Raw genomic sequence first — 21,916 nt, forward strand, 5'->3', positions numbered from 1 at the left:
TGTCGCCCCCGGGCTAGAACTGCACGCCGCGCGTCAACGCACCGTCCACCACGAGATTGGTCCCGGTGATGAAGCTCGCCGCCTTGCTGGCGAGGAACACCGCGGCGTTGGCCATCTCCTGCGGCGTGCCCATGCGGCCAGTCGGGTTGAGTGCCAGCGCGGTCTTGTACAGTTCGGGATTGCCGTCCTTGATCATGTTCCAGACGCCGCCCTCGAAATAGGTGTTGCCCGGCGACACCGAATTGGCCCGGATGCCCTTGGCCGCGAGCTGATAGGCAAGACCCTGCGTGTAGTGGATGATCGCGGCCTTGAAGGTGCCATAGGGACCGCTGGCGAAATCGACCTCGCGCCCCGACACGCTGGAGATTGTCACGATTGCCGCAGCGCCGCTTTTCTCGAGATACGGCATCGCCGCATTGACGAGCCGCACCGTCCCCATCATGTCGGTGGAGAATTCCTTCTCCCAGCTCTCCTCGTCCTGCCCGATCGAGAGCGCGCTGACATTGGCGACCACGACATCGATGCCGCCGAGTTTTGCAGCCATATCGGCGACCCAGGCCTTCAGCGCCGGGCCGTTGGAGACGTCAACGGCGCTGCCGAACGCCGCAACGCCCTTGGCCTTGATCGCGGTGACAGCAGCCTCGACGTCCGCCTGGTTGCGCGCGCAGATGCCGACATTGGCACCTTCGGCCGCGAACGTGTCGGCGATCGCCCTGCCGATGCCCTTGGTACTGCCGGTGACGAGAACCTTCGCTCCCTTGAGTCCCAGATCCATGTCGATTCCCTCCGTTATTATCGACTGTCGAACGCAATTCCTCGCCGCACGCTCAGCCGCTCACAGCAACAGCTGCGCGCGCACATTGTCGGCGTTGACCTCCTCGCCGGCCAGCGACCGGGTGATCTTGCCCTTTTCCATGATGTAGCAGCGCTGCGCGATCTCCAGGATGGTGTCGAGGTTCTGCTCGACGAACACGATCGTGGTGCCGAGTTCGGTGCGGAACGATTTCAGCGCCTCGCAAATGTGCTGCACGATCGACGGCTGGATGCCCTCGGACGGCTCGTCGAGGATCATCAGCACCGGATTGCCGATCAGCGCGCGGCCGATCGCAAGCTGCTGCTGCTCGCCGCCCGACATCGTGCCCGCGATCTGGCGCCGGCGCTCCTTCAGGCGCGGAAAATACTCATAGACCAGTTCGGGCAGCTTCTTGCCGTCGGGACCGCCGATCAGCTCGCCGACCTGTAGATTCTCCTCGACGCTCATCTGCGGAAACACGTCGCGGCCCTGCGGGATGTAGCCGAAGCCGGCGCGCGCCCGCGCATCGGCCTCGAGCTGGGTGACATCCTGATCCATGAAGCTGATGGTGCCGCGCCAGCTCTGCAGCAGGCCGATCAGGCAGCGCATCAAGGTCGACTTGCCGACGCCGTTGCGGCCGATCACCCCGACGATCTCGCCGCGGGCGACCTGCATGCTGACGCCCTGCAGGATCGGCGTGGCGCCGTAGCCCGCCCAAAGTCCCGACACGTCCAGAATGCGATCAGTGGGCATGGGTCTTACCCAGATAGATTTCCGCGACTTTCTCGTCTTCCAGGATGGCATCGAGGCTGCCGCGGGCGAAGATTTTTCCGAGGTGCAGAACGGTGACGCGTTGCGCGACCTGACGCACGAACGCCATGTCATGCTCGACGACCAGCACCGTCATGCCCTCGGCATTGAATGACTTGATCAGCTCGCCGGTCTTGTAGGTTTCTTCCGGCGACATCCCTGCGGTCGGCTCGTCCAGCAACAGCAGTTGCGGCTGCAAGGCCAGCGCCATCCCGATCTCCAGCCATTGCTGCTGGCCGTGCGACAGCGCACCGGCGAGCTTGCCGCTGTCGTCAGACAGATTGAGCAGCGTCAGCAGCCGCTCCTCCTCGGCTGCGCATTCCGCGCCCGAAAGACGTTCCTGCAACGCGATCTGGATGTTCTGCCGCACCGGCAGCTCCTTGAACACGCTCGGCGCCTGCATCTTGATGCTCATGCCGCGCTGCACTCGCGCAAACGGCCGCTCGGCAGTGATATCGGTGGAGTCGAAGAAGATGCTGCCGGTGGTCGGCGGATAGAGGCCGACGATCAGCTTGAACAGCGTGCTCTTGCCGGCGCCGTTGGGCCCGATCAGGCAATGGACCTCGCCGGCATTGACCGTCAGGTCGACATCGGAGACGGCGGTCAACCCGCCGAAACGCTTCGATACGCCTTTCACCTCGACGAGTGCCATGGCTCAGGTCTCATCCGATTGCAGACGGCCGGCTTCCGCGAGCGCCGGGCCCTCGTCGCGATGCCGGCGCCTGCTCCACCAATCGACCGCGAGCTTGCCGATGCCGAGCACGAAACCCTGCGGCGCCAGCATCACGGTGGCGAGCAGCAGCGCGCCCATCAACACCAGCGCCGCCTGCTGGCTGTAGACCGTGATGGTCTGGAAGCCGAACAGCAACAGGAACGAGCCGACCAGGGTCGCGGTGAGATCGTTGCGTCCGGAGAACGCGACCCACACGATCGGCATCGCCGCCGCAGGCAGACCGATGCTGGACGGCGTGATGAATTGCCCCCAAGAGGTGTACAGCGCGCCGCTGAGCCCGGCGAGGCCGCTACCGATCACGAAGGTCAGCAGCTGATATTTGCGGACGTCGTAGCCAAGCATCTCGGCACGCTGCGGGTTCTCCCTTGTCGCCACGATCACGTTGCCGACGCTGGAGTTCACCAGCATGCGCAGCGCGATATAGACGATCACGATCAGAGCGATCATCACGTAATAAAGCGCCGATCCCTCGATATCGAAGCTGCCGACGGTGAGCGGGTCCATCCCCTTCATGCCGTTGAAGCCGTTCAGCCGCGCCGGGCCGATATGCCATTCCGGACCCGCGGTCTGCCCAAGGAAGAAGGCAAGCACCAGCGTCGCCGACAGCGTCACGATGCCGAAGAAGATCCCGCTGATGCCGCCCCAGATCATGAAGTAGCCGAGGATCCCGGCCGCGATCATCGCGATGATCACCGAGAGCACCAGCGCGGCGATCGTCGCCGTCCCGCCGCCCATGTTGATGGCAAGCACGCCATAGCCGTAGCCGGCGATGCCGAAGAAGAAGGTCTGGCCGAACGACAGCATGCCGCCATAGCCCCACATCAGGCAGAGCCCGAGCGCCATGAAGATCCAGATCAGGAAGTAGGCAAAATTGCCGACGTCATAGGAGTCGGCGAACAGCGGATAGATCAGCGCGCCCGCCAGCACGGCCAGGAAGCACGACCAGAATATCTTGCCCCGTCCGAGCGTCTGCGGGCCCTCGAGCAGCTTCAACATCGGAAATTCCCGTCTAGCGCCCACGACGCACCAGCACGCTGGATAGCCCTTCGGGCAGCACACGTATGATCAGGATGACGGCAAACAGCATGCCGATCTGGCCGATGATCTGGCCGTAGCTCGCATTCAGCGCCATCCGGATCATCGCCAGGAACACCGCGGCCGGCGCGGTCCCGAGCAGCACGTTGGCGCCGCCGATCACCACGGTGACGAAGCTCTCGACCACGAAGGTCGCGCCCATGGTCGGGATCAGCGTCATGGTCGGCGCGTAGAGCGCGCCGCAGAGACCCGCAAGCGCGGTGCCGATCCCGAAGCTGATGGAGTAGATCCGGCCGGTGCGCGCGCCGAGCGCCTTCGCCATCGCCGCGTTCTGCATCGTGGCGCGCGCGATCACGCCGAACCGCGTCTTCATGAAGATGATGTAGAGTCCGGCCAGCACCGCCACCGCGGCGCCGAATAGCACCAGGCGGTAGGTCGAGAACGTGTAACCGCCGATCGCAAAGCTGCCTTCCGGCGTGCCGATGCCGCGCACCGCGGAGCCGACGATCAGCAGCATCGACTGCGTCACGATCAGGCTGAGGCCCCAGGTCGCGAGCAACGAATCGAGCGGACGCTTGTAGAAGCGCCGCACGATCAGGAACTCGACGATCATGCCGATGATTCCGGCAGTCAGTGCCGCCAGGATCTGGGCGATCGGCAGCGGCACGCCGAGATTGACGAGGCCGACGGTGACATAGGCGCCGCACATGATGAACTCGCCATGCGCCATGTTGATGACGCCCATCATGCCGAACACGATGGCGAGGCCCGCCGCTGACAGGATCAGGAACGCGAAGACGTCGGCGAACTGATAGAATACCGAGAAGAGTTCAGCCGACATTCCAGTCTCCGTGACCACGGCGCCGCATCATTGCGGCGCCGGTTCGCCTTGAATTCGAGATGCAATGCACGAGCAAGATTCGTGCCCGTGTGCATCATGATTTGCTGGGAAGATGACTCGGCGTGTACTGATCCTTGTCGTTCTTCTTGGTGAGGTCGCAGCCGATCTCGCCCAACCAGTACGGCTGGATGGTTCCGTAGTCCTTCTCGACGGTCACCTCGTGCTTGGGCCCGACCGAGATCAGGCGCATGCGGTGCGAGGTATGCTGGCTCTTCGGATCGATGCAGACCTTGCCCTCAGGCGCTTCGATGCAGGCGTCGCCGGTCGCGATCACCTTGCGGATGTCCTCGAGCTTGATCGACTTCGCCTTCTCGACCAGCGTCTTGTACATGTAGAGCGCGTTGTAGGCGTTGTAGCCCATGTCGTTGATATAGAGCTCGTCGGGGAACTTGGCGTGCCAGCGCTTCTTGAAGTCGTTGGCTTCGGGCGTGTCGATCTCCTCGAACCAGTTCGCGGTCGCATGCATGTTGTTGAGCGCCGGCGGCTTGAACCGCTTGTGCTCGAAGCCGAGCATGACCTTGATCGAGGACCCCATCGGCAGGTTGAGATTGGCCGCGGCGGCCTGCTCGAAGAACGAATCCTGCGCGGCGCCGACATTGATGGTCAGCAGCCAATCCGGCTTCGCCTTCTGGATGTTCTGGATGGTCTGCGCGAACTGCGACACGCCGAGCGGGATGAATTCCTCGCCGACGACCTCGCCGCCGAGATCCTTCATGATCTTCCGGTTCCACTCCGCCGAGATCTGGCCGAAATTGTAGTCCGCGGCGATCACGTAGACCTTCTTGCCGAACTTCTCGACCATCCAGGGGATCAGGGTCGAGAATTGCTGCTCCGGCACCGCGCCCATGCTGATCATGCTGGCGTCGCAGACACCGCCCTCATACTGGTTCGTATAGAAGTACGGCGTGGTGGTGCGATCGACGATCGGACGCAACGCCTCGCGCGAGGCGGAGGTGATGCCGCCGATCAGCACGTCGACCTTGTCGCGGTTGAGCAGGCGGCGGCCGAACTCCTGATAGCGGGCATTGTCACCTTGGGGATCAAGATGGATCAATTCGATCTGCCGGCCGAGAATCCCGCCGCTCTTGTTGATCTCCTCGACCGCAAGCTGCGAACCATGCAGCTTGGGCATGCCCATGAACGCGAGGTCGCCGGAGACGTCCTCCAGCAAGCCGATCTTCAGCGGCGGTTCTGCCGCCCGAGCGGTGCCGATTGCCGCGGTCCCGAGCATTGCACCGAGCAAAGCCATTCCGACTAGTCGCCCCGATTTCATCGCGATGTTCCCTGTCGTTGAATGATGTTGGAAGTTTCACGCCTTGAGGTAGTTCTTCAGGATCGACGCCCCCATCGTGTATTTGGGGTCGACCATGTTGCCGAGCCGCATGCGGCCGGCCTGGCTGAGCAGCATGTAGGCGTCGATCTCGTCAAAGCCGTAATCGGCGCTCATCCAGCGCACCAGCTCGCGATAGGCGATGCGCGCCGCGTCCTCGAGCGGGCGGGCGCTGCCGATGGTCATGATGAAGTCAGCCGTCTCGAGCCGCGGCCAGGCGAAGCTCCAGTTCTTGATCAGATCGATCTGCAGCGTCACGGTCGCGCGCTGCTCCAGCGCGACGCCCGAGAGCTCGCCGTCCCCCTGCGTGGCGTGGCAATCGCCGACATAGAGCAGCCCGCCTTCGCTGTGCACCGGAAAATAGATGATTGCGCCGGGGGCGACATCAGGCAGGTCCATGTTGCCGCCGTGATAATCCGGCTGCAGCGAGGAGATCGCCTCGATCTCGGGCGACACGCCGATGGTGCCGATGAACGGCTCATAGGGCAGCGTGATCTTGTCGTTCCAGCGCACGCCGTTGCGGTCGACATGCAGCTTCTTGACGCGCTCGGGCAACGGCGGATTGAGCAGCGCCGTGGATGCGGTGCCGACCAGGCCGCCGAATTCCGGAATGATGCAGGTGGTCCCGGCCGGCTGCGCGCCGCGGGTCTCGACATCGCGGATATAGACGGCGAGACAATCGCCCTTCTTGGCGCCCTTGACCGCGATCGGTCCGCATTGCGGATTTAGGTAAGGAAAGTTGAGCTTCGCGGTGGGGCTGTCGCTCTCGCTGGTGAGCACGCCGCCGAAGGCATCTTCGGTCTCGACCACGACCACCCCGCCGGGGTCGATCGAGAGCGTCGGCTTGGCATAGGGCCCATAGACGTAATGGAATCCGCCCTGCTGCTCGATCGTCAGACTATGGGTCGTGCCGGTCGCACCCTTGGCGACGGCGCGCCTGGCCATGATGGAATTCTTCAACCAGTCATCGGTCATGCGAACGGCTCCTCAGCTCAGATCGCGGGATGGCGCTTGTGCCAGTCGGTGACGCGCTGGAACGCATCGCCCGCACGGACGAGGCTTGCTTCGTCGAAGTGACGGCCGACAAACTGGAAAGCCACCGGACCACCATTCGGCGCGAAGCCGCCGGGAAGCGTCACGGTCGGGCTGCCGGTCATGTCGAACGGACAGGTGAAGCGCAGCAGCCCGGTGATCAGCGACGGGTCCTCGCCGAGCGCCGCCATCTTGGCCAAGGTCGGCGCAGCGAATGCCTGGGCTGGCACTGCGATCAGATCGACCGTATCGAACAGCAGCCGCACCGCGCCGCGGAACGCTTCGCGCCGCAGCACGATCTTCTGGTAATCCATGCCGGACTGCGCCCGGCCGAGATCGAGCAGGCCTGCGAGCGCCGGACCGTATTCGTCCTTGCGCGCGGGATAGGTCTCCTCGTGCGCAACCGCGACCTCGATGCCGCACAGCGGGAACCAGTCCTCGATGACCGCTTTCGGATCGGGGAAGGTGATGTCCTTGATTGTCGCGCCGAGATCGGCCGCCACACGCAGGCCTTCGCTGAGCACCTTGCCGGCCGGCTCATCGGTGCCCTCACTGGTCCAGCGCCGATCGACGCCGATTGCCAAGCCGCGCAAATCTCCGGTCAGGCCGGCGAGATAATCGGGCACCGGCAATGGCACCGATGTGGTGTCCTTGGGATCCTGGCCCGCGATCACGGCGAGGATCGCGCCGCAATCGGCCGCACTGCGGGCCATCGGGCCGATGTGATCGAGCGTCGCCGCGAGTTCGAACGCACCGTAACGGCTGACGCGGCCCCAGGTCGGCTTCAGCCCGGTGATGCCGTTGGCGGCCGAGGGGAAGCGGATCGATCCACCCGTGTCGGTTCCAAGCGAACCGAAGCAGAGCCCCGCGGCGGTGGCGACGCCGGAACCGCTCGAGGACGCGCCGGGCCACAGATCGGCATTCCATGGATTCTTCGGCGGATCGATCTTCGGGTGATGATCGGCGTAAGCGCCCTCGGTCTGCTGCAGCTTGCCGAGGATGATCGCGCCGGCATCCTTGAGCCGCGCGACCACCGTGGCATCCTCGCTCGGACGGAAATCGCGATGGATCGTCATGCCGTGCGCGGCGGGCGCGCCCTTGACCCAGCACAGATCCTTGACGGCGATCGGCACGCCGTGCAGCGGCCCCTTGATCTTGCCGGAGGCGATCTCCTTCTCGGCGGCCGCAGCTTCCGAAAGCGCGGCATCGCCCATCACATGCGCGTAGCTCTTGAGCTTGCCGTCGAGCTGCTCGATCCGTCCGAGCATCGTCCTGGTCACCTCGACCGGCGACAGTTTCCTGGCCCGGATTTGCTGCCCGATCTCGATCAGTCCGAGATATTGAAGTTCCGTCGTCGGCATCGATTCCCATCCCCGCACTTGGCACGACGCAAGCGCAGGCACTGCCCATCACCGCGCATGCGCCTCCGGCTTGACGACACGGACGTGTCGCCAATGTGTTTGGCGGCAAATGCAAAAAGCCACCCGCCCCTCCAAAACGAAGGTGACGAATGGCTCAAATGCCGCGGCTATGAACTATCGCGTGGGGCCCGGATCGAACGGAGCACTCTGCGCGGCGACCGGGACGTCATCGGCCAAATCGACGCGCGCAAGGTTCGACAGGTAGCCCTGTAGCAGAAAATTCTAAGGAGATGTGCAGCGCATTGTCAACGAGGCAAGCTGCACAAATTTCACGAGGTGCATGCGCAGCAAATCGGCATGACCTCTTGCACCGACCTCTGCGAAGATGATTTCCTTCGCGCGTCGCAATGAAAGTCGTCGATGACAAAGCCGTCCATTCCCGTTGGCATCATCTGCTCGCAGCACGGGCCCTATCAGGCGATGGGACGCGAGCTCCTGAAGAGCTCGATGATGGCGGTCGACGAGATCAACAGCCAGGACGGCTTCGACTTCTCGATAGCGGCGCATGTCCGCGATCCCCGCGGAATAGTTTCCGAATATCACACGGCCTGCGACGACCTCATTCGCAATATCGGCGTCGAGCATATTGTCGGCTGCTACACCTCGGCGTCGCGCAAGCAGGTGCTGCCGATCGTCGAGCGCACCGACCGTCTGCTCTGGCATCCGGCTCGCTATGAAGGGTTCGAATGCTCGGACAACGTGATTTATGTCGGCGCTTCGCCCAACCACAATGTGCTGCCGCTGGTGCGCTACGTGCTGGACAATCTGTCGCGCGAGATCTTCTGCGTCGGCTCCAACTATGTCTGGTCCTGGGAGACCAATCGCGTCACCCGCGAGTTGGCGACGGCCGCCGGAGGCCGCATTCTCGCCGAGCGGTTGCTCGAACTTGGCGAGAGCGCCGTCGGTCACATCGTCGACGAGATCGTGCGCCGCAGGCCGCCGGTGGTGTTCAATACCTTGGTCGGCAGTTCGAGCTACGATTTCATTCGAGCCTTTCATGCCGCGACCACGGCTGCTGGTCTCAAGATCCCGATGGTCAGCTGCAGCCTGTGCGAGCCGGAACTCAAGATCGTAGGGCCTGCGTCGGCCGGATGCATCACATCGTCAGCCTATTTCGAGAGCATTCGCCTGCCCGAGAACCAGGCCTTCGTCGCGCGCTGGAAAGCGCGCTACGGTGCGCACAGCAGCCCTTCGGTGGACGGGCAATCCGCCTATGTCGCGGTCTATCTGCTGGCCCGTGCGTTGCAGCGCGCCGGTACATCCGATATCGGCGAGGTGCGGCGCGCCGCGGCAGGCCACCGCTACAATTCGCCGCAAGGCCCGGTCTGGATCGACGGCAGCAACAACCACTGCGTCCTGACGCCGCGGCTCGCCGTCTCCAACGCGGAGGGACAGTTTGACATCTTCTGGGAAGCCGACGCTCCGGTTAAGCCGGATCCCTATCTGACGCAGCTCGACGTCGCCGCCAGCCCTGCAAGGGATGCAACGTCGCCGAATGCGCCGCATTTGCGGGTTGTGAAATGACCAAGCCGTCTTCATTTTCGCTGCGCGGACGCAAGGCGCTCGTCGCCATCAAGGACGAGCGCGATGCCTCCATCGTCAGGCGCCAGTTCGAGCGTCTCGGGATCGACATCGTGACATGGGATGGCGACGCCCATATCGACTGCCGTCCGGACGTGACGCTGATCGACGACGAGTTCCTGCCGCTTGCCTCTCCGGCGCAGCGCACCTCGCTCGGACGAAGCCCAATCATCGCCCTGCTCGGCACGGAAACGCCGAGCCGCCTGAAGCTGGTGCTCGAGCTCGATCCGGCCTCGTTCCTGGTCAAGCCGCTGCGCTCGGCCGGCATCTATGCCGCGCTCGTGCTCGCCTTCGAACGGCGCCAACGCAGCGACGAGTTGAAGCAGCAGGTGCTCAAGCTCGAACAGCGCCTTCGATCCCGCCGCGTCGTGCTCGCCGCGGTGCTCCAGGTGATGCACACCCATGCGCTGGCCGAACCGGCCGCCTTTGCGCTGATCCGGCGGACCGCCATGGAACAGCGCAAGACGATCGAGGAGCTCTCGGCCGAGATTACCGCGAAGGGCGCCCTGCCCCGGGCAACCGGCTAGGTCGCTGCAACTATTTCTTCAGTTCGGCATAGAGCTGCATGACCCGCTGCGGCAGCACCTCGATGCGCGGCACGCGGAGCGCATAGCGCTCGCCGAAAATCCGATCGAGCCGGGGAAAGCTGTCCTCCCCGATGCCGAAGGCGAAAATATCGGTGCCGCGCCGCCGCAGCTGCTGGGCGGCACGGCGCGCGTCCTCGACGAGATATTGCGGATCGGGCACATCGACGTCGGACGGCTCGCCGTCGGTGAGGACCAGCAGCACCTTGCGGAACGCACGCCGACCGGCGAGGTAGCCGCCGGCATGGCGCAACGCCGCGCCAAGCCTGGTGGAATGGCTGCTGCCAAGTCCGGCGAGACGCGAACGGACGACGGCATCCATCGGCTCCTCGAAGCCCTTGATGCGGAGATAGCGGACGCGCTCGCGGCCGTCGGAGCTGAAGCCATGCACCGCGATCGCATCATTGGCGGCGTCGACCGCCGCCGCCATGATCGCGGCCGCCTTGCGTTCGACATCGAGCACCGTCCGGCCGCGACGGTCACGGTCCGCGGTCGATTGCGACAGGTCCAGCAGCAGCAGGATGGCAAGATCGCGCGGCCCCGGCGTGTCGCGCTGGTAGACCCTAGGCTCGCTGATGCTGCCGGCACGCCGCTCGATCGTCAGCGCAATCGCCGCGTCGATGTCGAGCGCGTCGCCGTCGCGCTGGCCCTTTTGACGGACCCGGCGACCGATCGAGGCGTCACGAGTCAGTTCGGTGATCCAGCGCATCGCCTCGCTGTCCGTCGAAGGATCGAACGGCTGCGCGGAGGTAGCGGCGTCGGCTTCCAGGATCGTCGTCCAGTCCGCCCGCTCGCTACGCGCCGCGTAGTCCCATTCCGGGTAGGTCGCGACCGGAAATCCGTCCAGCAGGGTCACTGTGCTGGCCTTTGCGCGCAGCGTCTCGTCCGGCTTTGCGTTGTCGTCACTCGATTGGCCGCTCGGATCGTCCCGCCGTTCGATCCGCATCGAGTCGACGGCAAGTTCGATCGTCTCGGTCGGACTGTCCGCCTGGTCGCCGAAATCCCACAGCGCCAGATTGTCGTCGCGATAGGCGGGTTCGACGACATAGCTCTTGGCATTGAATTGCAGCCGCATCTGCCCGATGTCGTTGCCGAGCAGCCCGCCGATCTCCCGGCTGATGGCCGGATCGGTCCAACGGGCGGCGGCATCGGCAAACAGCCGACGGCCCTTGGTCACCCACGCATCCGGATCCTGATAGTCGGGATCGATCAGCGCCCGCGCCAGCCGCGTCAACAATCCGGCCGCGGTCGCCTGGCCTGACGGTGTCGCGGTGTGGAACGGTAGCCAAAGCCGGCGCAGGCCGGGCATCTCGCGCGACGCCAGCGTCTCGACCCTGGCATCCTCGACCAGCGAGACCAGCGCGATCTGCAACGCCTTCAATCGCCCCACGGGAAAGCGGACATTGGAATGCGCCAGATGCGCACCGGCATGCGCGACCGCCGCAAGATAGATCAAGTCCGCCCCCTCACCCTCGAAGCCGGGAAAAGTCTCGGGCAGGCCGATCAGGCCGGCGCCAAGCGAGGTGCGCCGCGGCACCGGCGTCGGCGCAACGGCAAGCTTGCGGAAACGCGGCTTCCGATTCCACAGCGCAATCGTGGTCGCGACGAGGCGCTTCTCCAGCCGGGCGAAATCATCGCCGGTGCGGCCGACGGCGAACAGCCGCGCCGACAGCGGATCGTCGAGCGCGAAATAAGCGCGCCGCCGCGAGGCGCGGCCGCCGCTTGCGCGCAAGCCGGCAGAGACCCAGGCGGCAAAATCCTCACCGCCGGCATGCGCCAGCAGCGGCTCCAGCCGGCCGAGCGCAAGCCCCAGCGATTCCGGTCCCACAGCCGCGAGCTGGGCCAGCGCAGCAAGAACGGCGGTGAGTTCTCCAGCCCCCGCGAGCCGCAGCAGCACCCTGGAGATCTCGGTCAGCGCTGCATGGGCGGCGCGACTTCCCGCGTTGCGGCCGACGTTCCGGGCCGCGCGTCCGATCGCGATCAGATCATCGGTCGGTCGCCGCGCCGGCCATTGCTCCGATAGGTGCAAGAAAGCCAGGACAACGGCCTCGCCGAGATTGGCCACAAACAGTTCGTGCACGGCCTCGTCCCAGGCCGCGAGATGATCAAGCGGACCTGTCCGGTGCAGAGCCGCCCGCGCCGCCTGCACGGCCGCACCGAGATCATCGTGGCCGCGCAGCAGTGCCGCAAGCCGGCGCCCGGATCGGAAGCTATCGAGCGAACTGATTTGCGCGACCGCCACCTCCGAATGTCCATTCACGCACAGGCCGAGATCACGTCACGCAACGTGTTCCTAGTGTCGATGTCATCGGTCAGCGGGACCACGATCGTGGTCTCGCACGCCTTTTCGAGGCTGATGCCGCATCCGATCAGGCGGCCGGCATTGACCAGCATCCGGGTCGACGCGCCCTCGTCGAGGCCCTGGCCCTTCAGGTTGCGGCTGTGCTGGGCGATCTTCACCAGGAGATCGGCAAGATCAGGCTCGATGCCGGCCTCGCGCGACACCACCTCGGTTTCGGCCGGTCGGTCGGGGTAGCCGAAATCCAGCGCCGCAAAGCGCTGCTTGGTGGATTCCTTGAGGTCCTTGATCGCGCTCTGGTAGCCCGGATTGTAGGAGATCACGAGCTGGAAGTCGGAATGGGCGTGGATCAGCTCGCCGCGCTTCTCCAACGGCAGTACACGGCGATCGTCGGTCAAGGGATGGATCACGACGGTGGTGTCCTGGCGCGCCTCGACGATCTCGTCGAGATAGCAGATCGCGCCGAGACGCACGGCCGTCGTCAGCGGCCCGTCGCTCCACACCGTACCCTGTGCATCGAGCAGCCAGCGGCCGACAAGATCGGCCGCCGTCATATCCTCGTGACAGGCGACGGTGATGAGCGGCCGGCCGAGCCGCCAGGCCATGTATTCGATAAAGCGGGTCTTGCCGCAGCCGGTGGGGCCCTTCAGCATCACCGGCATGCGGCTCGCATAGGCTGCCCCGAACAATACGACCTCATCCCTGAGCGGCCGGTAATACGGCTCCTCGCGGATGCGGTACTGATCAAGCAGCAGTGCGGGATTGGACAAGCTCACGCCTCCCATGATCGCGCAGGCAGCCGTTCGCAATCGTTCGAGATCACGATGCGAGCAGTTCCTTGAGCTTGGCGTCGATGAAGGCGACGTCGACCGGATTGGTCCCCGGCCCTCCCGCGAAGTGGCCCCAGATCGACGGCACCGGCACGAACTTGGCGTTCGGCATGTGCGCGACCTCGTTCTCGCTGTCTTCGGGCGGGAAGTAGAGATCGGTCCGGCCCGGCATGACATAGGTCTTGGCCTTGATTGCACCGAGCGCGGCCTTGAAGTCGCCCTTGTAGATCTCGTTGGCGCTGATGTCGCCGTTCTGCCAGGTCCACAGCATGGTCAGCAGATTGTTGGGATCCTTCGGCAGAAAGAAACCCTCCCAGAACGCCACCAGGAAATCCTCCAGCGACGAATAGCCCATGGTCTTGATGTCGAGCTGTTCGCGATAGAACGCTTGCGAAAAGCCCCAGCCGGCATAGACCCGCGCAGCGGCGCGCAGGCCACGCGCCGGCTTTTCGGTGTACCACCCCTCCTTCCAGGCGGCATCCGCCGTGAGCGCGGCCTTGACGCCTTCGAGGAACACGAAATTGTGCCGCGAGCATTTGGCCGAACCGCAGAACGGGGCCAGGAGATCCATCATATCGGGATAGAGCGCACCCCAATGGAACGTCTGCAACGCGCCCATCGACCAGCCGGTCACCAGGCGGATGTGCTTGATGCCGAATTTTTCGGTCACCAGCCGGTGCTGGGCCCGCACATTGTCATAGGCGGTCACCTGCGGAAAGCGCGGCCCGTTATACGGCTCCGGCGTGTTGCTCGGCGACGACGACAGGCCATTGCCGAGCATGTTCGGAATGATGATGAAGTATTTTTCCGGATCGAGTGCCATGCCCGGTCCGATCAGCCATTCGTTGTCATAGTGCTGGCCGGAGTACCAGGTCGGATAGACGATCACATTGTCCTTGGCCGCGTTGAGCTGGCCATAGGTCTTGTAGGCGAGCTTGCAGTCACGGATGGTCGCACCGCCCTGCAAGACCAAATTGCCGAGATCATGGATCTGATAGTCGATGCTCATTGCCGTACCCTTCTTGCTTGATTGAGCTCGCGCTTACGCCGGACGCGCCACCTTCTCGGTCGGAGACTCAACCCGCGCGATCGCCCCGTAGACGACGCCGGCGACTACCGCGGCCGAGATCGCGGTGGACAGCCCTGGCATCAGATTTTCAACCGCAAAGGCGCACAGCGAGCCGATGCCCCAGGCGATGAACGGCTTGGCCCGCCAGTCCAAGTCGGCGCGCGCGTCGGCACGCAACAGATATTGGTCGACCAGGATGATCGCGCCGATCGGAGGCACGATGATGCCGAGCAACGACAGCCACTGGATGAAGAACGCCCAGACGTTGCCGGCGGCAACCACGATGCCGATGGCACCGAGGATCACGGCCATCAGCCGCATGTTGGTGCCGAGAATCCGCGACCAGCCGGTGGCCGCATTGTACAGGCAGTGCGAGCAGACCGAGCCGAGATTGGTGTAGAGGAAGATGAAGGCCAGAATGCTGAGCCAGGTGAGCTGCTTGCCGTTCATGAAGCCGAACATGTTGTCGACGCCGAATGGATTGGCGTTCGGCACCGCAAGCGCCGCCGTCATCACGCCGCCGACCAACATCGCCACCAGATTGGCGAACGGGAACGCGCTGAAGGTCGCGAACAGCGACGCCCGCGGGCTCGGCGCCCAGCGGTTGAAGTCAGCCGTCACCGTTCCGGCATCGATGAACAGCGCCAGCACCACCGTGAGGCCGACACCCATCGACATGCTGGCGACGCCGTTGTTGCCGGCATAGCCGAAGATCGCCGCTGCGGTCGTGGTCGAGGCCGCATCGGCGGCGACCCAGAGGCCGAGCACGACGAACAGCGGCACCGACGCCAGCCCGATATAGTGCAGGCCCTTCACGCCGACGAAGGTGATGCCGATATAGAGCACACCGGCGACGATGGTCATCGCCACATAGTTGAGGCCGTAGGTCGAGGAGATCAGTGCGCCGGTGATGCCGGTCTGCACCGCATACCAGCCGAGCAGCAGGGTCGACAGCAGGCCCGAGGCCAGCACATAGCCCTTCTTTCCGAACACGATGCTCGCGATCAGCGCGAAGTTCATGCCGCGCCGCGTGCCGATCAGGCCGAGCGCGCCGACATAGGCGAACATGATCAGATTGCCGATGATCATCGCCACCAGCGCATTCTTGAAGCCCATGCCGAGCACCAGCAGCGATCCGGTCATCGCGCCGGTGATGATCATGGGAAAGCCCAGCCACACCATGGTGACCGAGAAGGCGCTGCGCCGGGCGCTGATCGGCACCGGCTCGTGCTCGAATTCATGACCGAGAAGATCGTCGATCTGCTCCTCGGTCTGATGAACCAGCCCGCTATTCGATTGACCGCTCATGATGTCGCCCTTGTTTGCCGGATGTGAAGATGCCCGCCATTGCCTCGAACCGAGCCGCCGCGAATGCTCGCGCCGCCGCCGATCGTCGATGTCGCCTAAAGCGCGATGAGATTTGGTTGTATCGTCATCGCGCTTTAGCGTTTTGTTTGAGCATGATCTTTTCGGAAAACCGCTTCGCACTTTTCCGGATCATGCTTTAGCGATGCGCGACTTTCTGGTTCGGAATGCCCTCGATCGGACATTCGTCGGTTCCGACGGTCGGGCGCGTCATGGCCTCGACCATCTCCCGCGTCCCCTCGGGGTCCGTGATCCAGTTCTTATAGAATGTGTACGGGCACACCGCGTGGCCGCGGTCGCCGTCGCCCGAGTTGATCAAGCCGGTGTAGCCGCGGTGCATCAGCTTGAAGAGATGGTTCTGCGACTGCATGTTGCGGCGGGCATCGCGGATCAGCGACACCGAGAGCTGCGCGTACTGGATGCCGTTCTCCTCGGTGCCGCACTCGCCGAGCGTCCTTCCGTCGAAGCCGACGAGAGCGGAGTGGCCGAAGTAGGAATAGACGCCATCGAAGCCGGAGGCGTTGGCGACCGCGACGTAGACGTTGTTGGCCCAGGCCATAGCCTTGGCCATAATCACTTGCTGCTCCTTGGCTGGATACATGTAGCCCTGGCAGCGCACGATCAGCTCGGCGCCGCGCATCGCACAGTCGCGCCAGATCTCGGGATAATTTCCGTCATCGCAGATAATCAGGCTGATCTTCAGCCCTTTCGGGCCTTCCGAGACGTAGGTGCAATCGCCGGGATACCAGCCCTCGATCGGCACCCACGGCATGATCTTGCGATACTTCTGGACGATCTCGCCCTTGTCGTTCATCAGGATCAGGGTGTTGTACGGCGCCTTGTTGGGATGCTCCTCGTGGCGCTCGCCGGTTAGCGAGAACACGCCCCAGACCTTGGCCTTGCGGCAGGCGTCGGCGAAGATGCGGGTTTCCTCGCCCGGCACCGACGATGCGGTCTCGTACATCTCCTTGGAGTCGTACATGATGCCGTGGGTCGAATATTCCGGGAAGATCACGAGATCCATGCCCGGCAGGCCGAGCTTCATGCCCTCGACCATCTTGGCGATGTTGCGCGCGTTCTCCAGCACCTCGGCCTTGGTGTGCAGGCGCGGCATCTTGTAATTGACCACGGCAACGCCGACCGTGTCCTTGCTGGAAGAAATATCACCGTGCAACATGTCGCTCTCCTTGCGGTTTTGACTACAAACTGCCGGTGCGGTTCTTCCTGCACCGGATATTTCCTACTCCTCGGCGCCCCCGGTCACACCGCCATGTGGCGATGGACCAGCGCGTCGCTGAGCTCACCGATATCCCCGCCTGCCACCACACGCCCCTTCTCCATCATCGCGAAGCGATGAGCTGCACGGCGAACAAACGAGACGTTCTGCTCGACCAGGATGACGGTGATTCCGAAATCGCGATTGAGCCGGATGATGACGTTTTCGATATCCTCGACGATCGACGGCTGGATGCCTTCGTTCGGCTCGTCGAGCAGGACGATCTTCGGATCTCCGGCGAGCGCGCGGGCGATCGCAAGTTGTTGCTGCTGACCGCCGGACAGCACGCCGCCATTGCGGTTCAGGTTTTGCATCAGATAGGGGAACAGCTCGGCGACCAGCGGCGGGATCTCGCGCCGGCCGTCGGTCCGCGCAAACGACCCCATCAGGATGTTCTCGCGGATCGAGAAATCCGGGATGATCTCGCGCCCCTGCGGCACGTAGACGATCCCGGACCGCGCGCGCCGGAATGTCGGCTGCCTGCCGAGGTCGACCGCGTCAAGGCGAATCTCGCCGCTCATGCGGTCGGTCAAGCCCATCAGCGTCTTGAGCAGCGTCGTCTTGCCGGTGCCGTTGCGGCCGAGCACCGCAGTGACCGTGCCTTCGGGCACGTCGAGGCAGACGTCATGAAGAATATGGCTGCGGTCGTAGAAGCTGTCGACATGGGCGAAGCTCAGCATCAGGAAATCCCCTTCGATCCCAGATAGGCTTCACGGACCTTTGGATTGTTCTCGATCTCCTCGACACGGCCCTCGGCCAGCACTTGTCCGAGATGCAGGACCGTGATGCGCTCGGCAATCTCGCGTACGAACGCCATGTCGTGCTCGACCACCACGATGGTGTGCCGGCCCTTGAGGTTGTTGACGATCAGCGAGGTCTTGTGCGTCTCCGCCTGTGTCATCCCCGCGGTCGGCTCGTCGAGCAGGATGATCTTTGGATTTTGGGTGATCAGAAGTCCGAGCTCGAGCCACTGGGTCTGGCCATGGCTTAGATAGGCCGCGACAGAACCGGCCTCCTCGGTCAGGCCGATCAACTCGAGCACCTCGTCGACGTTGCGTTCGGCGGCGGCTCCAAAGCCGAAGCGCAGATTGGCGAATACCCCGGGATTCCTGCAGCTCGCCACTTCGAGATTGCGGCGGACCGTGAGCTCCTTGAACACGCTCGGAATCTGGAACTTGCGGCCGATTCCGGCGCGCGCGATCTTGTGCTCTTCCCAGTTCGTGATGTCGGTATCGTGCAGAAACACGCGGCCGGAGGTCGACTTGGTCTTGCCGGAGATCAGATCCATCAGCGTGGTCTTGCCGGCGCCATTGGCGCCCAGCAGCACGCGCAGTTCGCCCTCGTCGATCGTCATCGTCACGCCGTTGACGGCCTTGAAGCCTTCGAAGTCGACACCCAGTCCGTCGATGGTGAGAGCCGTCCGTGCCATCGGCTACTCCGCAAGCTGCGAGGACGTGTCGCCGACCCGTACCGGGTTGCTGCGCCGTACCGGCCTTCCGCGCGAGCATGCGAGCGACGAAGTCGTGGGCGAGCCCGGCGAGGCCCCGCGGCAAATAGAGCACCACCAGGACGAAGATCAGACCGATGATCGCCTTCCAGGCCTCGGCGAAGCCCTCGGTCTCGCTGACCGTCGCGGAGATGGTGTTGATGAGGATCGCGCCGATGCACGCGCCGAGGATCGAGGAGCGTCCGCCGACGGCCGCCCACACCACCATGGTGATGGAAAAGGTCAGGTCCATGAATGTCGGCGAGGCGAACTCTGACACGATCACGTAAAGCATGCCGGCGAAGCCCGCGATCGCCGCCGAAACCGCGAAGAAGAAGGTCTGATAGGCCGGCACGTCGAAGCCGAGATAACGCGCCCGGTTCTGGTCGTCGCGCACCGCCTGCAGGATCAGGCCTGCGCGGGTGTCGATCAGAAGCCGCGCGCCGACCAGCACGAGGCTGAGCGACACCGCAACCAGGTAGTAGGTGGGGAGGATGTAGGGGTCGAATTCAAAGCCAGCGACCTTGAACCAGCCGAGGTCGGTCAGGCCGTTGAAGCCGTTGGTGACCGGTTGGGCATCGATCACGACAAGGCGTACCAGCAGCACCAGCGCCAGCGTGATGATGGAGACGAACACGCCGGAGATGCGCTTCCGGAACACGATGGTGCCGAGCACCAGCGCGATCAGGACCGGCAAGACCAACCCCATCGCGAGCCCGAACCACTCGCTCTGGAACGGCAACCAGAGAAACGACGCCTTGGTGATGCAGCATAGTTCGGTCGGCGCGCCCGGCTCGGCGTTCCACAGCATAAAGTCGGGCACCGGCTTGTCGGAGCCCTGCTGCAGGCTGGTGGTGCTCGCAAGCTTCAGCGACATCGCCAGCATGTAGGCGCCGGCGCCGAAGAACAGCCCCTGCCCCAGATTGAGGATGCCGGCATAGCCCCATGACAGCGCCACCGCTATTCCGAGCATGCCGTAGACGAGATATTTGGCGACGCGGTTGAGCCAGAATGAGTCCATGACCAGCGGCAGGAGCATCACCAGCACCACGAACGCGGCATAGATGGCCCAGTCGATCCGGCGTTTCGGGGTCAGCGCCATCAGCGGCCTTTCAGGGCGAACAGGCCCTTCGGCTTGAGCACGATGATGGCGATGACGACGCCGAACACCACGGCGCGAGCCAGGATGTCGTTGGTCGCCGCGGCAACCAGCCCGTTGATCTCGCCGAGGATGCCGGCGGAAAGCACCGAGCCGAGCAGGCTGCCGACGCCGCCCATGACGACCACGAGGAAGCCGTCGACCACCATCGAGGTGCCCATGTCCGGAAACACCGTCTTGAAGCCGGACATCATGACACCAGCCACGCCGGCCAAGCCGGAACCGAAGGCGAAGGTCAACGCGTTGACGCGCGTGACGTCGATACCGCAGGCCGCCGCCATTTTCGGATTGCGGATGATCGCGCGCACCTGCATCCCGAGCGAGGTGCGGTAGACGATGAACCACGTGATGAGCGCGAGGATCGCGGTGACGAGGATGATGAAGGCACGGTAGCGGTTGATATCGGCGCCGAGGATCGAGAACGTGCCTTGCAAGACCGGCGGCACGCTGACATTCTGCAGGCCGGGGCCGAGGCCGTGAATGTGGATGCCGAGGAACGACAGGCCGAATTCGAGCCGCACCGCCTGCTGGATCAGGATCGCGATTCCCCAGGTCGCCAGCAGCGTATCGAGCAGGCGGCCATACAGCCTGCGCACCACCACGCGCTCGATCAGAAGACCGAGCAGAGCGGTGACGATGAAAGCCAACGGAATGGCGACGAAGATGTTGGTGCCGAGCCAGATGCCGGACAGCACCGTGACATAGGCGCCGACCATGACCATCTCGCCATGCGCCATGTTGATGACGCCCATCGCGCCGTAGGTGATCGCAAGACCAAGGGCGACCAGAAGCAGGATCGACCCCAGGCTGAGACCAATGAAGAGGACTTCAAGCATGCCGTTACCCCGTCATCCACCGCGCCAAAGCCAGCGCGGCGGATGATGTTTGCTGTCGTCAGGTTTTCAGCTTGACCGTATCGAGCCCCTTGCCCGTGCAGAACAGGTTGGTCGGGGTCTCACCGTAGGCGACATAGGGCAGCGGGATCGTCGGCTCCTTGTACGCGTCGATGATCTTGCCTTGTCCATCCGGGAGCCACTGCGCGATACGCGGCGTCAGGTAGGTATGCAGATTGTCAGGGTCGATCTTGACGTGGCCGTTCGGTGCGTCGAACTCCTGTCCCTTCACCGCTTCGCGGATCGCAACCGGCGTGACCTCGCCGGCCTTCTCCACCGCCTGCTTCCAGAGGAAGACCTGGAAGTAAGACGATTCCAGCGCGTGATGGGTCACGGCCTTCGGATCCTTGACGAAGGCCCGGTAGCGCTCGACGAAGGCCTTGTTGCGGTCGGTGTCGATCGCCTGGAAGTACGGGAACGAGGTGTAGCTGCCGACGGCATATTCGGCGCCCATCGCCGCGATCTCGATCTCGGAGGTTACGGTTGCGCAGATCGGCAACTTGTCGTGGGTCAGGCCCTGGTTCTTGTATTCGCGGTAGAACGCCACCACGGAATCGCCGACCACATTGGACAGCACGACGTCACAGCCGGAACCCTTGATCTTGTTGACCATCGAACCCCACTCGGAATGCCCGAGTTCAAGATATTCGTCAGCGATCCATTCGCCGCCGTTCTTCTCGATCAGGATCTTCGAGACCTTGGCCATCTCGCGCGGATAGATGTAATTCGATCCGACGATGAAGAACTTCTTCTTGCCGAGCGTCTTGATGATCCACGGAATGAAGTTCGAGAGTTGCTGGTTCGGCACGGCGCCTGTGTAGACGACGTTCTTGGAACATTCGAAGCCTTCGTAATAGGTCGGGTAGAAATAGAGATTGTTGCGTTTCTCGAACACCGGCAGCACGGCCTTGCGGCTGGCCGAGGTATAGGAGCCGAACACCGTCGGCACCTTGTCCTGGATGACGAGTTTTGACGCCTTTTCGTTGTACGTCTTCGGGTCGGATGCGCCGTCCTCGGCGATCGCCGAGACCTTCATGCCGTTGATGCCGCCTGCGGCATTGATCTCGCTGATCGCCATCATGGTGGCGTCGTGCAGCGATTTCTCGATGATCGAGAGACCGCCCGTCAGCGAGAACAGCACGCCGACCTTGATCTCGCCGCCGGCGGCGTAAGCGAGGTCGGCGTTCTTGATCCAGATGTGCGGCAGTCCGGCGCCGGCAAACGCGCCAAGTGCTGCGGTATTCCTCAGCAAAGTCCGCCGTGAAATGCTCATCCTTAGCTCCCTTCAGGACTGAAAAAGCAAAAAGCCCTCCCGATGC

19 protein-coding genes and 1 pseudogene are annotated in these 21,916 nt (G+C 63.7%); 2 read left to right on the forward strand and 18 right to left on the reverse strand.

Features of this window, described 5'->3' with window-relative positions; genetic code table 11:
* Window positions 1–13: 13 nt before the first annotated feature.
* The 8 genes from ACVIW0_RS23725 to ACVIW0_RS23760 form a co-directional block, all read right to left on the reverse strand.
* The gene (locus tag ACVIW0_RS23725; RefSeq protein ID WP_461354539.1) at window positions 14–775 is read right to left on the reverse strand and encodes an SDR family NAD(P)-dependent oxidoreductase; all 762 of its coding nucleotides are present in this window, start codon (window positions 773–775) and stop codon (window positions 14–16) included.
* Between the two features lie 60 nt (window positions 776–835).
* A complete protein-coding gene (locus ACVIW0_RS23730) occupies window positions 836–1,546 on the reverse strand; it encodes an ABC transporter ATP-binding protein (RefSeq protein WP_461354540.1) in 711 nt (236 codons plus the stop codon).
* Window positions 1,536–2,255: an ATP-binding cassette domain-containing protein gene (locus tag ACVIW0_RS23735; RefSeq protein WP_461354541.1), complete on the reverse strand. Its 720-nt coding sequence runs from the start codon at window positions 2,253–2,255 to the stop codon at window positions 1,536–1,538. The genes ACVIW0_RS23730 and ACVIW0_RS23735 overlap by 11 nt, the downstream gene beginning before the upstream one ends.
* A gap of 3 nt (window positions 2,256–2,258) precedes the next feature.
* Window positions 2,259–3,332 (reverse strand): branched-chain amino acid ABC transporter permease, encoded by a 1,074-nt coding sequence (locus tag ACVIW0_RS23740; protein WP_461354542.1) that lies wholly within the window; start codon window positions 3,330–3,332, stop codon window positions 2,259–2,261.
* A gap of 13 nt (window positions 3,333–3,345) precedes the next feature.
* Entirely contained in the window at window positions 3,346–4,212 is an 867-nt protein-coding gene (locus ACVIW0_RS23745; RefSeq protein ID WP_456755588.1) for an ABC transporter permease subunit, read from the reverse strand.
* Between the two features lie 94 nt (window positions 4,213–4,306).
* A complete protein-coding gene (locus tag ACVIW0_RS23750) occupies window positions 4,307–5,521 on the reverse strand; it encodes an urea ABC transporter substrate-binding protein (protein WP_461354543.1) in 1,215 nt (404 codons plus the stop codon).
* 60 nt (window positions 5,522–5,581) lie between these two features.
* Complete coding sequence (locus ACVIW0_RS23755; RefSeq protein ID WP_461354544.1) at window positions 5,582–6,577, reverse strand: acetamidase/formamidase family protein; 996 nt, start codon at window positions 6,575–6,577, stop codon at window positions 5,582–5,584.
* A gap of 17 nt (window positions 6,578–6,594) precedes the next feature.
* Entirely contained in the window at window positions 6,595–7,995 is a 1,401-nt protein-coding gene (locus ACVIW0_RS23760; RefSeq protein WP_461354545.1) for an amidase, read from the reverse strand.
* A gap of 420 nt (window positions 7,996–8,415) precedes the next feature.
* On the opposite strand from ACVIW0_RS23760, the gene ACVIW0_RS23765 reads away from it, so the two are divergent.
* Together ACVIW0_RS23765 and ACVIW0_RS23770 are read left to right on the forward strand one after the other, a co-directional pair.
* Window positions 8,416–9,579, forward strand: coding sequence for a transporter substrate-binding domain-containing protein (locus tag ACVIW0_RS23765; RefSeq protein WP_461354546.1), 1,164 nt, complete (start codon window positions 8,416–8,418; stop codon window positions 9,577–9,579).
* Window positions 9,576–10,163, forward strand: a complete 588-nt coding sequence (locus ACVIW0_RS23770; protein WP_461354547.1) for an ANTAR domain-containing response regulator — start codon at window positions 9,576–9,578, stop codon at window positions 10,161–10,163. The genes ACVIW0_RS23765 and ACVIW0_RS23770 overlap by 4 nt, the downstream gene beginning before the upstream one ends.
* A 10-nt stretch (window positions 10,164–10,173) precedes the next feature.
* On the opposite strand, the gene ACVIW0_RS23775 is transcribed toward ACVIW0_RS23770, so the two are convergent.
* The 10 genes and pseudogenes from ACVIW0_RS23775 to ACVIW0_RS23820 form a co-directional block, all read right to left on the reverse strand.
* The gene (locus ACVIW0_RS23775; RefSeq protein WP_461354548.1) at window positions 10,174–12,462 is read right to left on the reverse strand and encodes a nitric oxide reductase activation protein NorD; all 2,289 of its coding nucleotides are present in this window, start codon (window positions 12,460–12,462) and stop codon (window positions 10,174–10,176) included.
* A 14-nt stretch (window positions 12,463–12,476) separates the two neighbouring features.
* Complete coding sequence (locus ACVIW0_RS23780) at window positions 12,477–13,289, reverse strand: AAA family ATPase (RefSeq protein ID WP_461354549.1); 813 nt, start codon at window positions 13,287–13,289, stop codon at window positions 12,477–12,479.
* A 49-nt stretch (window positions 13,290–13,338) separates the two neighbouring features.
* The gene (locus tag ACVIW0_RS23785) at window positions 13,339–14,358 is read right to left on the reverse strand and encodes an alpha/beta fold hydrolase (protein ID WP_461354550.1); all 1,020 of its coding nucleotides are present in this window, start codon (window positions 14,356–14,358) and stop codon (window positions 13,339–13,341) included.
* A 33-nt stretch (window positions 14,359–14,391) separates the two neighbouring features.
* Window positions 14,392–15,726 carry a purine-cytosine permease family protein gene (locus ACVIW0_RS23790; RefSeq protein WP_461354551.1) on the reverse strand — a complete coding sequence of 445 codons (1,335 nt, stop codon included), beginning with the start codon at window positions 15,724–15,726 and terminating at the stop codon, window positions 14,392–14,394.
* 196 nt (window positions 15,727–15,922) lie between these two features.
* Window positions 15,923–16,960 (reverse strand): aliphatic amidase, encoded by a 1,038-nt coding sequence (locus ACVIW0_RS23795; protein ID WP_461354552.1) that lies wholly within the window; start codon window positions 16,958–16,960, stop codon window positions 15,923–15,925.
* Window positions 16,961–17,043: 83 nt separating this feature from the next.
* Entirely contained in the window at window positions 17,044–17,739 is a 696-nt protein-coding gene (gene urtE, locus ACVIW0_RS23800) for an urea ABC transporter ATP-binding subunit UrtE (RefSeq protein ID WP_461354553.1), read from the reverse strand.
* Window positions 17,739–18,488, reverse strand: a complete 750-nt coding sequence (gene urtD, locus ACVIW0_RS23805; protein ID WP_461354554.1) for an urea ABC transporter ATP-binding protein UrtD — start codon at window positions 18,486–18,488, stop codon at window positions 17,739–17,741. The genes urtE and urtD overlap by 1 nt, the downstream gene beginning before the upstream one ends.
* Window positions 18,489–18,516: 28 nt before the next feature.
* Window positions 18,517–19,584, reverse strand: a pseudogene (gene urtC, locus ACVIW0_RS23810) (urea ABC transporter permease subunit UrtC); the annotation flags it as partial.
* A gap of 62 nt (window positions 19,585–19,646) precedes the next feature.
* Window positions 19,647–20,540 carry an urea ABC transporter permease subunit UrtB gene (urtB, locus tag ACVIW0_RS23815; protein WP_461354555.1) on the reverse strand — a complete coding sequence of 298 codons (894 nt, stop codon included), beginning with the start codon at window positions 20,538–20,540 and terminating at the stop codon, window positions 19,647–19,649.
* A gap of 58 nt (window positions 20,541–20,598) precedes the next feature.
* Entirely contained in the window at window positions 20,599–21,870 is a 1,272-nt protein-coding gene (locus tag ACVIW0_RS23820) for an ABC transporter substrate-binding protein (RefSeq protein WP_461354556.1), read from the reverse strand.
* Window positions 21,871–21,916 lie beyond the last annotated feature (46 nt).

Source organism: Bradyrhizobium sp. USDA 4454, from assembly GCF_054822705.1.

Bases quoted from the DNA above. Each gene is read 5' to 3' on its own strand.
- ACVIW0_RS23725 (WP_461354539.1), bottom strand. From the start codon at position 775: ATGGATCTGGGACTCAAGGGAGCGAAGGTTCTCGTCACCGGCAGTACC.
- ACVIW0_RS23730 (WP_461354540.1), bottom strand. From the start codon at position 1,546: ATGCCCACTGATCGCATTCTGGACGTGTCGGGACTTTGGGCGGGCTAC.
- ACVIW0_RS23735 (WP_461354541.1), bottom strand. From the start codon at position 2,255: ATGGCACTCGTCGAGGTGAAAGGCGTATCGAAGCGTTTCGGCGGGTTG.
- ACVIW0_RS23740 (WP_461354542.1), bottom strand. From the start codon at position 3,332: ATGTTGAAGCTGCTCGAGGGCCCGCAGACGCTCGGACGGGGCAAGATA.
- ACVIW0_RS23745 (WP_456755588.1), bottom strand. From the start codon at position 4,212: ATGTCGGCTGAACTCTTCTCGGTATTCTATCAGTTCGCCGACGTCTTC.
- ACVIW0_RS23750 (WP_461354543.1), bottom strand. From the start codon at position 5,521: ATGGCTTTGCTCGGTGCAATGCTCGGGACCGCGGCAATCGGCACCGCT.
- ACVIW0_RS23755 (WP_461354544.1), bottom strand. From the start codon at position 6,577: ATGACCGATGACTGGTTGAAGAATTCCATCATGGCCAGGCGCGCCGTC.
- ACVIW0_RS23760 (WP_461354545.1), bottom strand. From the start codon at position 7,995: ATGCCGACGACGGAACTTCAATATCTCGGACTGATCGAGATCGGGCAG.
- ACVIW0_RS23765 (WP_461354546.1), top strand. From the start codon at position 8,416: ATGACAAAGCCGTCCATTCCCGTTGGCATCATCTGCTCGCAGCACGGG.
- ACVIW0_RS23770 (WP_461354547.1), top strand. From the start codon at position 9,576: ATGACCAAGCCGTCTTCATTTTCGCTGCGCGGACGCAAGGCGCTCGTC.
- ACVIW0_RS23785 (WP_461354550.1), bottom strand. From the start codon at position 14,358: ATGAGCATCGACTATCAGATCCATGATCTCGGCAATTTGGTCTTGCAG.
- ACVIW0_RS23790 (WP_461354551.1), bottom strand. From the start codon at position 15,726: ATGAGCGGTCAATCGAATAGCGGGCTGGTTCATCAGACCGAGGAGCAG.
- ACVIW0_RS23795 (WP_461354552.1), bottom strand. From the start codon at position 16,960: ATGTTGCACGGTGATATTTCTTCCAGCAAGGACACGGTCGGCGTTGCC.
- urtE (WP_461354553.1), bottom strand. From the start codon at position 17,739: ATGCTGAGCTTCGCCCATGTCGACAGCTTCTACGACCGCAGCCATATT.
- urtD (WP_461354554.1), bottom strand. From the start codon at position 18,488: ATGGCACGGACGGCTCTCACCATCGACGGACTGGGTGTCGACTTCGAA.
- urtB (WP_461354555.1), bottom strand. From the start codon at position 20,540: ATGCTTGAAGTCCTCTTCATTGGTCTCAGCCTGGGGTCGATCCTGCTT.
- ACVIW0_RS23820 (WP_461354556.1), bottom strand. From the start codon at position 21,870: ATGAGCATTTCACGGCGGACTTTGCTGAGGAATACCGCAGCACTTGGC.